Below are 13,436 nucleotides of genomic sequence, written 5' to 3'. Positions count from 1 at the left end.
CACACCCGTTCCCATCCCGAACACGGAAGTTAAGCTCTCCAGCGCCGATGGTAGTTGGCGGGACACCGCCTGCGAGAGTAGGACGTTGCCGGGCATTATTGTATTTATCGAGAAAATATATTTCTATTTCAATCATCGCGGGGTGGAGCAGCCAGGTAGCTCGTCGGGCTCATAACCCGAAGGTCGCAGGTTCAAATCCTGCCCCCGCAACCAACCAATGAAACGAAACGATATAAGTTTCGTGTTTTTTTATGCCTTTTTTGCTTTATGTTTTGTTTTCGTGTACACTTATATGTGTAGCATTTCCTTAGGAGAGCGATCCTAAGGTCTTTTTTGTATGTTGATTTTATTTAATTAGGGGAATGAACGATGAAAACATATGAATATGTATCACATCATCCTGAAGATACGTTCGCATTAGCAATGAAACTTGCTCGGTACGTTCAGCCACAAGACGTTATTACGTTAGAAGGTGATTTAGGAGCAGGAAAAACAACGTTTACAAAAGGACTAGCAAAGGGACTAGGAATTAACCGCAATGTCAGCAGCCCGACTTTTAATATTATTAAACAATACGAAGGACGTCTCCCTTTGTATCATATGGATGTATATCGTTTAGCAGAAAGTGAAGAAGATTTAGGTTTTGATGAATATTTTTTCGGTGATGGTGTAACAGTTGTTGAATGGGCGCATGTCATTGAGCCATATTTACCAACTGAACGTTTACATATTACTATTCACCATGCTGATGGGGAAAGTCGAATTATTCACTTCACTCCAATTGGCCAACGTTACGAACAGTTATGTAAGGAGATTTTTAGCGATGAAAGTGTTAGCCATTGATACATCGACATTTGTTATGGGGATCGCTGTTGTTGATGGACAAATTGTTAAAGGGGAAATCATTACAAATTTGAAAAAAAATCATTCGATACGAGTGATGCCTGCGATTGAGGCACTACTTCAACAATGTGATATGAGTCCAAAAGATCTGGATCGAATTGTTGTTGCGAAAGGCCCTGGATCATATACAGGTGTTCGCATTGGGGTGACAATTGCTAAAACGCTTGCTTGGACGCTAAATATTCCGCTTGTCGGCGTATCAAGTTTAGAAGTGATGGCAGCAAGCGCAAAATATTTTCAAGGTCTCGTTGTTCCGTTAATGGACGCTCGGCGAGGACAAATTTATACAGGTCTTTACAAAGTCGAAGGAGATCACGTGCAATCGATCGTAGCTGATCAAGTCATTTTAGCTACAGAGTGGGCAAATGAATTAAAAGCATATAATGAACCGATTTTATTAGTTGGAAACGATAGTTCGCTACATGAAGCAACATTTGTTGAAACGCTAGATCGTGTTCAAGTAGCTCCAGCGACACTTCACAATCCACGTCCAAGTGAGCTCGCGTGGTTAGGAATAAATCGCGAGCCGGAAGACATTCATACATTTGTGCCAAACTATATTCGTTTAGCAGAGGCGGAAGCGAATTGGCTTGCTCGTCAGCAAGAAAGGACGGAATGATAAGTGGATGTTTCTTTTCGGTTTATGACGCTTCAAGATCTCGATCGCATTGTGGAAATCGAACAGCTTTCATTTACGCTCCCATGGAGTCGTTCTTCCTTTTATCAAGAGTTGACAAATAATCGATATGCTCGTTACATTGTGATGGAGCATGATGGACAAATTATTGGTTATTGTGGCATGTGGTTAGTGATGGATGAAGCGCATATTACAAACATTGCGGTGTTGCCAGAATTTCGTGGTAAAAAACTCGGAGAAGCACTAATGAAACAGGCGATGGCGTTAGCGAGAGAAGAAGGGGCTCAAACGATGACATTGGAAGTGCGGGTGTCGAATACCGTTGCACAATCATTGTATCGAAAGCTTGGCTTTTTAAATGGCGGTATTCGTAAGCGATATTATTCAGATAACCAAGAAGATGCATTAGTAATGTGGGTGAAATTATGAGTGAAAAAGATATATTTGTGCTTGGAATTGAGACAAGCTGTGATGAAACAGCAGCTGCCATTGTGAAAAATGGATGTGAAATTGTAGCTAACGTTGTTTCCTCACAAATGGAAAGTCATCAACGATTTGGTGGGGTCGTTCCTGAAATTGCATCGCGTCACCATGTTGAGCAAATCACGCTTGTGTTAGAAGAAACGATGAAGCAGGCAAATATGGATGTTAGCGAAATTGATGCGATTGCGGTAACAGAAGGTCCGGGATTAGTTGGCGCGCTATTGATTGGCGTGAACGCTGCGAAAGCATTAGCTTTTGCGCATCGCATTCCTCTTGTTGGCGTGCATCATATTGCAGGACATATTTATGCGAATCAACTTGTACAAGAAATGAAATTTCCGCTATTAGCTCTTGTTGTGTCAGGAGGGCATACGGAGCTCATTTATATGAAAGAGCATGGAGTGTTTGAAGTCATTGGTGAGACGCGAGACGATGCGGCTGGGGAAGCGTATGACAAAGTTGCACGCGCGTTACAGCTACCTTATCCGGGAGGGCCTCACATTGATCGTTTGGCGAAACAAGGAAAACCGACTATTGATTTGCCTCGTGCATGGTTGGAAGAAGGTTCGTATGACTTTAGTTTTAGTGGATTAAAATCAGCCGTCATTAATACGTTGCACAATGCAAAACAGCGTGGGGAAACCATTTTGCCTGAAGATATGGCAGCAAGTTTTCAGACAAGTGTTGTCGAAGTATTAGTAGGAAAAACGATACAAGCGGCTGCGCATTACGACGTGAAGCAAATATTGCTAGCTGGTGGGGTCGCAGCAAATGAAGGATTGCGCACACAATTGCAAAAACAAGTTGAGCAATTACCAGAGGTGGAACTTATCATTCCGCCATTGTCCCTTTGTACAGATAACGCGGCGATGATTGCGGCAGCTGGAACAGTATTATTTCAACAAGGAAAGCGCGCTACTATGGCGTTAAATGCGAACCCAAGTTTACTGTTATAACAGGAGGGTGTCCCGAAAGTGAAGGGGCACTCCTTTTTTATAACTATATACGTGCGGAACAACTTGGCATGAAGAAAAACTTAGTCACATTTTGTGGATTATGTTATCCACATACATGTGGATAATGTGGAAAACGTGTACTATATGTTATTTTATCATAACGAGTTAACCACAAAGAAATAGACAAATTTTTTGATGGTTTTGTGGATAATGTGGAAAAGTACGTGAATAACTTATATTTAGGTGTTTTTTCTGTGGATATGTTTGTGTAAAAAGATGAGCTAGTCCACAAATGGAGCTAGCTCATCATTATTGTTGTAAAAGTTCCCATTGTTCGAATAACTCATCAAATTTTTGTTTTAGTTCTGCGATTTTTGCTTGTGTATCTCTGGCTTTCTCGTAGTCGTTATAACAGGAAGGATCATATAATTGTTGTTCATACGTTGCAATTTGTTGCTCGAGTTTCTCCATCTCTGTCTCTAGCTGCTCTATTTTTCGTTTTCGTTGTCTCTCTAATTTTTTTCGTTCTTTTTCTTCTTCATACGAACGTTTTAGGGACGATGATTCGCCCGTTGTCGTCTCTTGACCGATTTGTCCAAGTTCGAGTAGCTCTGCTTTTTTCGCCACGTAATAATCATAGTCCCCTAAATATTCAATGAGACCTTCTGTGGATAACTCGTATATTTTTGTTGCGATTTTGTTAATAAAATAACGGTCGTGAGAAACGAAGATAATTGTTCCTGGGTATTCAATAAGCGCTTGTTCTAGCACTTCTTTGCTGTCTAAATCTAAATGGTTTGTCGGTTCGTCTAACACTAAGACGTTGGCTTTTTTCATCATCAGTTTGGCGAGAGCGAGCCGAGCTTTTTCACCGCCACTTAATGTTTGCACAGGTTTCAATACATCGTCGCCAGAAAATAAAAAGTTTCCGAGAATCGTGCGAATTTCTTTTTCTGTCTTTAATCGATCTTCATCCCATAGTTCATCGATGACACGTTTGTTCGATGTTAATTGAGCTTGTTCTTGATCATAATAGCCAATTTGTACATTTGTTCCGTAGCGGAGCTCCCCATGTTTTGCAGGGAGTTGTTTGATAATCGTTTTTAAAAGAGTCGATTTTCCAATTCCATTTGGTCCAATGAGTGCGATGCTATCACCGCGAGTGACACGGAATGATAGGTTTGTTGCGATGATGTGATCATAACCAATGGCTAAATCGGTAGCTGTTAACACGTCGTTTCCGCTTGGTCGTTCAATTTCGAAGCGAAACGATGCCGATTTTTCATCGCCGAGCGGCTTTTCAATGATATTCATTTTTTCTAATTGTTTTCTTCTGCTTTGCGCTCGCTTTGCCGTCGATGCACGGGCAATATTTCGTTGAATAAAATCTTTTAATTTCGAAATTTCTTCTTGTTGTTTTTCATACAGTTTCAGTTGTTGTTCAAATTGTTCCGCCCGTTGTTGTAAATAACTCGTATAGTTTCCAACGTATTTTTTTATTTTCGTGCGTGATAATTCATACACTTGTGTCACGATTTGATCAAGAAAATAGCGGTCGTGTGAGACGATAAGAATGGCTCCATCATAATTTTTTAAATATTGTTCAAGCCATTGTAATGTTTCCATATCCAAATGGTTTGTTGGTTCGTCTAAAATCAACAAATCTGGTTTAGCAAGAAGCAGTTTGCCGAGCGCTAATCGTGTTCGCTGTCCACCGCTTAACGTAGATATTTTTGTTGTGTAGTCATACTGAGAAAAGCGGAGACCATGAAGCACAGAACGAATATCGGCTTCATATTGATAGCCACCTTTTTCTTTAAATTCCGTTTGTAAACGGTCGTAATGTTCAAGTAAGCGCTCATAGTCGGCACCGTGCAAGCTCATTTGTTGCTCTAGGTCACGCAATTGTTTTTCCATTTGTTGAAGCGGGGCAAACACATCGAGCATTTCTTCCCAAATGGAGCGATGGGCGTGCAAACCAGTATATTGGTCTAAGTAACCAATTGTTACGTGCTTCGGTTTGATCACTTCTCCTGTGTCATACGACAATTGGCCGGCAATGATTTTTAATAATGTCGATTTTCCTGCCCCATTTCTTCCCACTAACGCAATACGGTCTTTTTCTTGTATTTCAAGCTTAATGTCTGATAAAACTTGTTCCGCCCCATATGATTTGGATAGTTGATTTACTTGTAAAATGATCATCATTTTTCACCTCAATCTTCTTTTGATAGTGTAACGTACTTTCTTGATGTTCGGCAACACTAGTGTGCGAATAACAAATTTGACAAAAATAATAATAAAGGGTACAAAGGAAAGACAGAATGAGAAAAATAGTGTATAGTTTAAAAGTGGGGAGAACTTTTCAGACGTATAGGAGAGAAAAATGAAAGCGCTAACTATTTGTGAAAGGAAATGTGGGGGATTGACTCGTGAATAATGAACAACCAAAAATTCCGCAGGCGACCGCAAAGCGACTACCGTTGTATTATCGTTTTTTGAAAAACTTGCATGCATCAGGAAAGCAGCGTGTATCTTCAGCGGAGTTAAGTGAAGCCGTAAAAGTCGATTCAGCAACGATTCGCCGTGATTTTTCATACTTTGGTGCGCTTGGAAAAAAAGGATACGGTTATAATGTGAATTATTTGCTGTCGTTTTTCAGAAAAACGTTAGATCAAGATGAAACGACAGAAGTAGCGTTGTTTGGGGTTGGTAATTTAGGAACGGCATTTTTGAACTACAATTTTAGCAAAAACAATAATACGAAAATCGTGATGGCGTTCGATGTAGATCCAGATAAAGTCGGAACGGAAGTAGGTGGCGTTCCCGTTTATCATTTAGATGAATTGGAAGAAAAACTAGGTGGGATTACGGTAGCGATTTTAACCGTTCCAGCCCAAGTTGCCCAACCGATTACTGATCGACTTGTCCAAAAAGGCATTAAAGGAATTTTAAACTTTACGCCTGCTCGCCTGCATGTGCCTGAACACATTCGCGTTCATCATATTGATTTAGCGGTCGAATTGCAGTCACTTGTTTACTTTTTAAAACATTATGGAAATGAGTGAACCTCCCGTTCATGAGCGGGAGGTTTTTTTCAATAAAGAACGAATAGCTGTGCCAAAATCTAATGTAGCAATAAGGATAAATAGCATCGTTGTGACGTCCCAAATGCCATCGTCAGCGCTATCGACAGCAAAATAAGTGAATAAAATGCCCATTAAAAAGTAAAACAACGGTTCAGACTTCATGAAAACAGCCTCCAAATCACGAATTGCATTTGTTCTGCTTCCCTCATTATTTTTTCAATTTCCTCAGCAAATAACGTTTGAATGACAACGACAAATGTGTTCATCAGTACATGTGCTGCAATAGGTACGAGAATACGCTTTGTTTTCACATATAAGAAAGCAAATACGAATCCCATCGTTGCATAAAGAAGCAAATGTTCAAACTCTAAATGAACGACAGCAAATAAAAGGGAACTGACAGTCGCCGATAAAAGAAAGTTATATTTTTGATACAGCGTTCCAAAAATAATTTTTCGAAAAATGATTTCTTCTAAAATCGGTCCGACGATCGAAGTGACGAGCATAAGCGCTGGTGTTAGCTTCACCATCTCAACGATGCGTCTCGTATTTTCGGACCCCATCTCGACGCCAAATACGTGCATCTCAATATTTGCTGCGATGCCTTGAGCGAAAAGGGCAAGAAAGAACCCTCCAATTCCCCAAAAAATTGACGTTCCAATAGATGCTTGATGGCGATCGTATGAGTATTTCATATCTTCTCTCATGAAATAAAGAACGAAAAGAAAAGCGATCGAGAAGCTAATGACAGCCCAATAACCTGAGGCAATGGATAGGGCGATTTCTTTATTTGATGTGTCAACAAACCCGCTATGTGCAAGCAAAGGAACGCCAATTAAACTAGATAACTGCATGGCGATGTATGTAATAATGACATACCAATATTGCTTTTTCACGTGTTCAACCCCTTTTGACAAAATGAGTACTTTTTCATTTTACCATATTTTTTGTATGAATTTCGAAAGGAAAGACATAATGAAAAAGGGAAAGATTTAGTGAAAAATTTTTAACTTCCTACTTGCAAAATTGAAAAAAGTTCATTAATATAATAAGTGTGTTAGCACTCAATGATGATGAGTGCTAATAACGGAACGAAAATCTAATTAAGGAGGTCGTTTGCCGTGTTGAAGCCACTAGGTGATCGTATTGTCATTGAATTAATTCAAACTGAAGAAAAAACAGCGAGCGGAATTGTTTTACCAGACACAGCGAAGGAAAAACCACAAGAAGGAAAAGTTGTTGCGGTTGGTTCAGGTCGCGTTCTTGACAATGGTGAGCGCGTAGCTCCAGAAGTAAGCGTTGGTGACCGCATCATCTTCTCAAAATATGCGGGTACAGAAGTGAAATATGATGGAAAAGAGTACTTAATTTTACGTGAAAGCGACATTTTAGCTGTGATTGGTTAATCGTTCGCCTGATAACATATAAAGCATACAAAAATACTTAACAAAAAATTATCATCAAGGGGGTAAGATGTATGGCAAAAGAAATTAAATTCAGCGAAGAAGCTCGTCGTGCGATGTTACGCGGTGTAGATAAATTAGCTGATGCAGTAAAAGTAACATTAGGTCCAAAAGGTCGTAACGTTGTATTAGAGAAAAAATTTGGTTCTCCATTAATTACAAATGACGGTGTAACAATCGCGAAAGAAATTGAATTAGAAGATCCGTTTGAAAATATGGGTGCGAAGCTTGTTGCAGAAGTAGCAAGCAAAACAAATGACGTTGCTGGTGACGGTACAACAACAGCAACTGTATTAGCGCAAGCGATGATTCGTGAAGGATTGAAAAACGTAACAGCTGGTGCGAACCCAATGGGTATTCGCAAAGGTATTGAAAAAGCTGTTGCTGTTGCGGTAGAAGAATTAAAAGCGATCTCTAAACCAATTGAAGGAAAAGATTCAATTGCTCAAGTTGCAGCGATTTCTGCGGCTGACGAAGAAGTTGGTCAATTAATCGCAGAAGCAATGGAACGCGTTGGCAAAGACGGCGTTATTACATTAGAAGAGTCTAAAGGCTTCACAACAGAATTAGATGTTGTGGAAGGTATGCAATTTGACCGTGGTTATGTATCTCCATACATGATCACAGACTCTGACAAAATGGAAGCTGTATTAGAAAATCCATACATCTTAATTACAGATAAAAAAGTTTCAAGCATTCAAGAACTTCTTCCTGTATTAGAGCAAGTTGTTCAACAAGGCAAACCATTATTAATCATTGCTGAAGATGTGGAAGGCGAAGCGCTTGCGACATTAGTTGTGAACAAACTTCGCGGCACATTCACAGCTGTTGCAGTAAAAGCGCCTGGCTTCGGTGACCGTCGTAAAGCGATGCTTCAAGATATCGCTATCTTAACAGGCGGTGAAGTCATTACAGAAGAATTAGGTCGTGAATTGAAATCAACAACAATTGCTTCACTTGGTCGTGCAGCGAAAGTTGTTGTAACGAAAGAACATACAACAATTGTTGGTGGCGCTGGTCGTGCAGAAGACATTCAAGCACGCATCAACCAAATCCGCGCTCAATTAGAAGAAACAACTTCTGAATTTGACCGTGAAAAATTACAAGAGCGCTTAGCAAAATTAGCTGGTGGCGTTGCCGTTATTAAAGTCGGTGCTGCAACTGAAACTGAATTGAAAGAGCGTAAACTTCGCATCGAAGACGCATTAAACGCAACACGTGCGGCAGTTGAAGAAGGTATCGTTGCCGGCGGTGGTACAGCGTTAATGAACGTATACAGCAAAGTTGCAGCAATTGAAGCGGAAGGTGACGAAGCAACTGGTGTGAAAATCGTTCTTCGTGCGATCGAAGAGCCAGTTCGTCAAATCGCACAAAACGCTGGTTTAGAAGGCTCTGTCATCGTAGAGCGCTTAAAAACAGAAAAACCTGGTGTTGGCTTCAACGCAGCAACTGGCGAGTGGGTTGACATGATCGAAGCGGGTATTGTTGACCCAACGAAAGTTACTCGTTCTGCGCTTCAAAACGCAGCATCTGTTGCCGCTATGTTCTTAACAACAGAAGCGGTCGTTGCAGATAAGCCAGAAGAAAATAAAGGCACACCTGGCATGCCTGACATGGGCGGCATGATGTAATCATAGAAAGACTACCCCTCTTCTAGCGGGGTAGTCTTTTTTAGTTGATTTAAAAAACAAAGAATAGATCCAATAGCTTGAACCCATGATCCAATGATGCCGAGCGACTGTCCTTCGGTTTTATTTCCTCTTTCTTCATATATACCGCCGATGGCCTGCAAGGCGTTGCCGATCGCTTGAAGCAAATTTCCGATTGGGTTTAATACAGATGATTGCTTATCTTCCCAATCATCTGCAAATGAAATGAGTCCTCCTAAAGATTGCAACCAGTTTCCTGTAATCTCTAGCCGATCTCCGTCGTTGTTTAATAGCCCAGCGATAACGGTAATGTTCCCGATAGCTTGAATTTCGTTTCCATATACACCTAATGTATCGGATGTTTCAGCATCTGCCTCTAGGGCGTTTCCTGTTGCTTGCAGCACGTTTCCCGATAAATCAAGAGCAAACTGTTTTTTATCGCTTAAAGAAGGGATGCTTCCGACGGCCGAAGTGACCGTACCTATCGCTTGAATAAATGAACCGATTAGTGCTTTCGGTTGATTCATGTGCATTCTCCTACAATTTTTGCTCATATATCATATGCAAGCTACATATCGTTGTTAATTGTTAGAAAATTTAATAAAAAAGATGGCATCTTGACCGATGAGGAATAGAGTTGGTAGAATGGACTAAAATTTAAGATGCGCACCTTCGTATATCCTCGATAATATGGTTCGAGAGTCTCTACCGGGACACCGTAAATGACCCGACTACGAAGGCAGTGTTCTATATTGCTAGAATTCTGCCTTCGTTTTTTTATGCGGGGGTATGAATGCTAGCTTTTTTATTATATGTAGATGGGGTGATTTCGTTTGAGTCAGCAGGAAATGATCGTTGTTTTAGATTTCGGGAGTCAGTACAATCAGTTAATTACACGCCGTATTCGTGAGTTTGGGGTGTACAGTGAACTGCATCCACATACGATTACAGCTGAGCAAATTCAACAAATGAACGTAAAAGGAATTGTCTTTTCGGGTGGTCCGAATAGTGTATATGACGAACAAGCATTTACGTGCGATCCGGCCATTTTTGAGTTAGGCATTCCGATTTTAGGTATTTGTTATGGAATGCAGTTAATGACGCATCATTTAGGTGGAAAAGTGGAAAAAGCGACACACCGAGAATATGGAAAAGCAACGATTGCGGTGCAACGCGTCTCTCGACTGTTTAGCGACTTACCGACAGAGCAAATTGTTTGGATGAGTCATGGGGATTTAGTGACAAAAACACCGGAAGGGTTCAATGTTGATGCAACAAGCCCATCTTGTCCAATTGCCGCGATGAGTGACGAAACGAGGAAGTTTTACGCTGTTCAGTTTCATCCGGAAGTGCGCCATTCCGTATATGGAAATGAGCTATTAAAACGATTTGTGTTTCATGTTTGTGAGTGCAAAGGCGACTGGACAATGGGAAGTTTTATCGATCACGAAGTTCGTAAAATCCGTGAGCTTGTCGGCAATAAAAAAGTACTTTGCGCTTTAAGTGGCGGTGTTGATTCATCGGTCGCAGCTGTTCTCGTCCATCGTGCTATTGGTGATCAGTTGACGTGTATTTTTGTGGATCATGGCTTACTTCGTAAAGGAGAAGCAGAAAGCGTCATGAAAACGTTCCGTGAAGGCTTCCATATGAACGTCATTAAAGTAGACGCAAAAGAGCGGTTTTTAAATAAATTAAAAGGTGTAAGTGATCCGGAGCAAAAACGAAAAATTATCGGAAATGAGTTTATTTACGTGTTTGACGATGAAGCAGCAAAATTGGATGGCATTGAGTTTTTAGTACAAGGTACACTTTACACGGATATTATTGAGAGCGGAACCGCAACAGCTCAAACAATTAAATCACATCATAATGTCGGCGGCTTACCTGAAGATATGAAATTTAAATTAATTGAGCCGCTAAATACGCTGTTTAAAGATGAAGTGCGTGCCCTTGGCACAGAATTAGGTATTCCAGATGAAATTGTATGGCGTCAGCCGTTCCCGGGACCAGGACTTGGTATTCGCGTGTTAGGTGAAGTGACAGAAGAAAAGTTAAATATTGTTCGTGAATCGGATGCCATTTTGCGTGAGGAAATTAAAAAAGCAGGTCTTGATCGTGATATTTGGCAATACTTCACCGTCCTTCCTGACATTCGTAGTGTTGGAGTGATGGGAGATGCACGTACGTACGATTATACGGTCGGTATTCGTGCAGTGACATCAATTGATGGCATGACAGCAGACTGGGCACGTATTCCTTGGGATGTGCTTGAAGTCATTTCAACGCGTATTGTTAATGAAGTGCCTCACGTCAACCGCGTTGTGTATGATATTACAAGCAAACCACCAGCAACGATCGAATGGGAGTAAAAAACGAACAAAAAGTTTTTTTATATAAAAAATGTTCGTTTTTTATCTTGACTTTGTCGGATGTGCTTGATAGAATGTATGTGTAAAATAAATAGAGGATACATCGTATAATCTCGAGAATATGGCTCGAGAGTCTCTACCAAGCTACCGTAAATAGCTTGACTACGATGTGTAATGTGGGGGAGAGGAATCTGCTTGGTTCCTCTCTATGTTCTGTGCATTATGCATCATAGTCAACGCTTCTGGTAGTTTGCTAGAAGCGTTTTTTCTTTTTATTAACAACATATGGAGGGACTTGAAGTGATTAAGAAGTATTTCCAATTTGATGAGCTCGGTACAAATTATAAGCGGGAGATTATTGCGGGTTTAACGACGTTTTTATCTATGGCTTACATTTTGTTTGTTAATCCGTCTATTTTGTCGTTAAGTGCGGTGCCAGATTTACCGAATGAAATGAGAATGGATCAAGGGGCTGTATTTACCGCGACGGCGATTGCGGCCGCTGTTGGATCGCTATTAATGGGGTTAATAGCACGTTATCCTATTGCGCTTGCTCCGGGGATGGGATTAAATGCTTTCTTTGCTTTTACCGTTGTATTGACGATGGGCATTCCTTGGCAAACAGCATTATCTGGTGTTTTAATGTCTGGACTTATTTTTATTTTACTAACATTAAGTGGTATACGTGAAAAAATTATTAACTCGATCCCAGAAGACTTAAAATATGCAGTTGGAGCAGGAATTGGGTTATTTATTACGTTTATCGGATTCCAAAACGCAGGCATTATTGTAAATAACGATGCGGTTCTCGTAGGATTAGGACATTTGACAAATGGAAATACATTATTGGCGATCTTCGGTGTAATTGTTACCGTTATTTTAATGGTTCGCGGCGTAAACGGTGGAATTTTCATTGGCATGGTCGTTACTGCGATTGTGGGAATGATTGCAGGCTTAATTGATGTGCCAACAAAGGTAGTAGGTTCTGTACCAAGTCTTGCACCTACGTTTGGGGTAGCGTTTGAACATTTCGATCAAATTTTTAATATAAAAATGCTGGCGGTTGTGTTAACATTCTTATTCGTTGATTTCTTTGATACAGCAGGAACGTTAGTTGCTGTGGCGAATCAAGCAGGTTTATTAAAAGAAAATAAATTGCCACGGGCAGGAAAAGCGCTTTTTGCGGATTCTTGTGCAACGGTAGTCGGGGCAATTTTAGGTACGTCAACTACTACATCGTATATCGAGTCATCAGCTGGAGTAGCAGCGGGTGGGCGTACAGGTTTTGCTTCTGTTGTAACAGCCATTTTATTTTTGTTTGCCTTGTTCTTTTCTCCATTACTATCTGTTGTAACGGCACCTGTTACAGCACCAGCATTAATTATTGTCGGTGTACTTATGGTATCATCTCTTGGAAAAATTGAATGGACTCGTTTTGAAATTGCTGTTCCTTCATTTTTAACGCTAATTGCAATGCCTTTAACATATAGTATTGCAACAGGAATTGCGATCGGGTTTATTTTCTATCCAATTACAATGATTGCAAAAGGGAAAGGGAAAGAAGTTCATCCGATTATGTATGGTTTATTCGTTATTTTCATTCTATACTTTGCATTTTTAGTTGAGTAATTATATATTCATGAGGGTTGTGGGCTTGGACCATAAATTCCAAGCCTTATTTTTTTAAAAAAACAGTTGACGAGCAAATTTGTTTTTGATAATATACTTATTGCTGATTGAAACAAGCAACTTATGAAAAAAGAAAAAGTAAAAAAGTGTTGACAAAGAAAATAGTAAATGTTATATTAAAAAGGTCGCTTCAAAAGCGACGAGATGTTCCTTGAAAACTGAACGAAGCGAAAAGCGTACAAAAGCTAAGGATAACTT

At 40.3% G+C, this 13,436-nt stretch carries 13 protein-coding genes, 1 tRNA gene, 1 rRNA gene and 2 riboswitches; of the genes, 11 read left to right on the top strand and 4 right to left on the bottom strand.

All coding sequences use genetic code 11. The features are described 5' to 3' along the window. The 6 genes from rrf to tsaD form a co-directional block, all read left to right on the top strand. Nucleotides 1–94: ribosomal RNA gene (gene rrf, locus HNR63_RS13540) — 5S ribosomal RNA — on the top strand; the annotation flags it as partial. Between the two features lie 42 nt (nucleotides 95–136). Beyond that, nucleotides 137–213 (top strand) — tRNA-Met (locus tag HNR63_RS13535). 156 nt (nucleotides 214–369) lie between these two features. Beyond that, nucleotides 370–843 (top strand): tRNA (adenosine(37)-N6)-threonylcarbamoyltransferase complex ATPase subunit type 1 TsaE, encoded by a 474-nt coding sequence (gene tsaE / locus HNR63_RS13530; protein ID WP_085789505.1) that lies wholly within the window; start codon nucleotides 370–372, stop codon nucleotides 841–843. Beyond that, the gene (gene tsaB / locus HNR63_RS13525; RefSeq protein ID WP_181521055.1) at nucleotides 824–1,522 is read left to right on the top strand and encodes a tRNA (adenosine(37)-N6)-threonylcarbamoyltransferase complex dimerization subunit type 1 TsaB; all 699 of its coding nucleotides are present in this window, start codon (nucleotides 824–826) and stop codon (nucleotides 1,520–1,522) included. The genes tsaE and tsaB overlap by 20 nt, the downstream gene beginning before the upstream one ends. Before the next feature lie 3 nt (nucleotides 1,523–1,525). Further along, complete coding sequence (gene rimI / locus HNR63_RS13520; RefSeq protein WP_021094778.1) at nucleotides 1,526–1,969, top strand: ribosomal protein S18-alanine N-acetyltransferase; 444 nt, start codon at nucleotides 1,526–1,528, stop codon at nucleotides 1,967–1,969. Further along, on the top strand, nucleotides 1,966–2,979 hold the full coding sequence (gene tsaD / locus HNR63_RS13515) for a tRNA (adenosine(37)-N6)-threonylcarbamoyltransferase complex transferase subunit TsaD (protein ID WP_181521053.1): 1,014 nt from the start codon (nucleotides 1,966–1,968) through the stop codon (nucleotides 2,977–2,979). Before rimI ends, tsaD begins: the two co-directional genes overlap by 4 nt. A 309-nt stretch (nucleotides 2,980–3,288) precedes the next feature. On the opposite strand, the gene HNR63_RS13510 is transcribed toward tsaD, so the two are convergent. After that, a complete protein-coding gene (locus tag HNR63_RS13510; RefSeq protein ID WP_181521061.1) occupies nucleotides 3,289–5,184 on the bottom strand; it encodes an ABC-F family ATP-binding cassette domain-containing protein in 1,896 nt (631 codons plus the stop codon). 227 nt (nucleotides 5,185–5,411) lie between these two features. On the opposite strand from HNR63_RS13510, the gene HNR63_RS13505 reads away from it, so the two are divergent. Beyond that, nucleotides 5,412–6,047: a redox-sensing transcriptional repressor Rex gene (locus HNR63_RS13505; RefSeq protein ID WP_009362635.1), complete on the top strand. Its 636-nt coding sequence runs from the start codon at nucleotides 5,412–5,414 to the stop codon at nucleotides 6,045–6,047. Between the two features lie 9 nt (nucleotides 6,048–6,056). On the opposite strand, the gene HNR63_RS13500 is transcribed toward HNR63_RS13505, so the two are convergent. Together HNR63_RS13500 and HNR63_RS13495 are read right to left on the bottom strand one after the other, a co-directional pair. Beyond that, nucleotides 6,057–6,230: a YdiK family protein gene (locus HNR63_RS13500; protein ID WP_009362636.1), complete on the bottom strand. Its 174-nt coding sequence runs from the start codon at nucleotides 6,228–6,230 to the stop codon at nucleotides 6,057–6,059. After that, on the bottom strand, nucleotides 6,227–6,964 hold the full coding sequence (locus HNR63_RS13495) for a CPBP family intramembrane glutamic endopeptidase (RefSeq protein WP_181521051.1): 738 nt from the start codon (nucleotides 6,962–6,964) through the stop codon (nucleotides 6,227–6,229). The genes HNR63_RS13500 and HNR63_RS13495 overlap by 4 nt, the downstream gene beginning before the upstream one ends. A 225-nt stretch (nucleotides 6,965–7,189) precedes the next feature. Between HNR63_RS13495 and groES the strand changes: the two genes are divergently transcribed. After that, nucleotides 7,190–7,474, top strand: coding sequence for a co-chaperone GroES (gene groES, locus HNR63_RS13490; RefSeq protein WP_004888755.1), 285 nt, complete (start codon nucleotides 7,190–7,192; stop codon nucleotides 7,472–7,474). A gap of 71 nt (nucleotides 7,475–7,545) precedes the next feature. Next, nucleotides 7,546–9,162, top strand: a complete 1,617-nt coding sequence (gene groL, locus HNR63_RS13485) for a chaperonin GroEL (RefSeq protein ID WP_009362638.1) — start codon at nucleotides 7,546–7,548, stop codon at nucleotides 9,160–9,162. A gap of 11 nt (nucleotides 9,163–9,173) precedes the next feature. On the opposite strand, the gene HNR63_RS13480 is transcribed toward groL, so the two are convergent. After that, nucleotides 9,174–9,707: a DUF6944 family repetitive protein gene (locus HNR63_RS13480; RefSeq protein WP_181521049.1), complete on the bottom strand. Its 534-nt coding sequence runs from the start codon at nucleotides 9,705–9,707 to the stop codon at nucleotides 9,174–9,176. A 125-nt stretch (nucleotides 9,708–9,832) separates the two neighbouring features. Next, a riboswitch (purine riboswitch) is annotated at nucleotides 9,833–9,934 on the top strand. A gap of 94 nt (nucleotides 9,935–10,028) precedes the next feature. Here HNR63_RS13480 and guaA point away from each other — a divergent pair. Together guaA and HNR63_RS13470 are read left to right on the top strand one after the other, a co-directional pair. Next, on the top strand, nucleotides 10,029–11,549 hold the full coding sequence (gene guaA / locus HNR63_RS13475) for a glutamine-hydrolyzing GMP synthase (protein ID WP_181521059.1): 1,521 nt from the start codon (nucleotides 10,029–10,031) through the stop codon (nucleotides 11,547–11,549). A gap of 83 nt (nucleotides 11,550–11,632) precedes the next feature. Further along, nucleotides 11,633–11,734: riboswitch (purine riboswitch) on the top strand. Nucleotides 11,735–11,852: 118 nt separating this feature from the next. Continuing rightward, a complete protein-coding gene (locus HNR63_RS13470; RefSeq protein WP_181521057.1) occupies nucleotides 11,853–13,178 on the top strand; it encodes an NCS2 family permease in 1,326 nt (441 codons plus the stop codon). Nucleotides 13,179–13,436 lie beyond the last annotated feature (258 nt).

Origin of the sequence: Anoxybacillus ayderensis (genome assembly GCF_013761015.1) — a bacterium.
Classification (GTDB): Bacteria; Bacillota; Bacilli; order Bacillales; family Anoxybacillaceae; genus Anoxybacillus; species Anoxybacillus ayderensis.
The sequence above is the reverse complement of the archived record's forward strand: the minus strand, read 5'-3'. Positions and strand labels throughout refer to the sequence as shown.

Bases quoted from the DNA above. Each gene is read 5' to 3' on its own strand.
- tsaB (WP_181521055.1), top strand. From the start codon at position 824: ATGAAAGTGTTAGCCATTGATACATCGACATTTGTTATGGGGATCGCT.
- tsaD (WP_181521053.1), top strand. From the start codon at position 1,966: ATGAGTGAAAAAGATATATTTGTGCTTGGAATTGAGACAAGCTGTGAT.
- HNR63_RS13510 (WP_181521061.1), bottom strand. From the start codon at position 5,184: ATGATCATTTTACAAGTAAATCAACTATCCAAATCATATGGGGCGGAA.
- guaA (WP_181521059.1), top strand. From the start codon at position 10,029: ATGATCGTTGTTTTAGATTTCGGGAGTCAGTACAATCAGTTAATTACA.
- HNR63_RS13500 (WP_009362636.1), bottom strand. From the start codon at position 6,230: ATGAAGTCTGAACCGTTGTTTTACTTTTTAATGGGCATTTTATTCACT.
- tsaE (WP_085789505.1), top strand. From the start codon at position 370: ATGAAAACATATGAATATGTATCACATCATCCTGAAGATACGTTCGCA.
- groL (WP_009362638.1), top strand. From the start codon at position 7,546: ATGGCAAAAGAAATTAAATTCAGCGAAGAAGCTCGTCGTGCGATGTTA.
- HNR63_RS13480 (WP_181521049.1), bottom strand. From the start codon at position 9,707: ATGAATCAACCGAAAGCACTAATCGGTTCATTTATTCAAGCGATAGGT.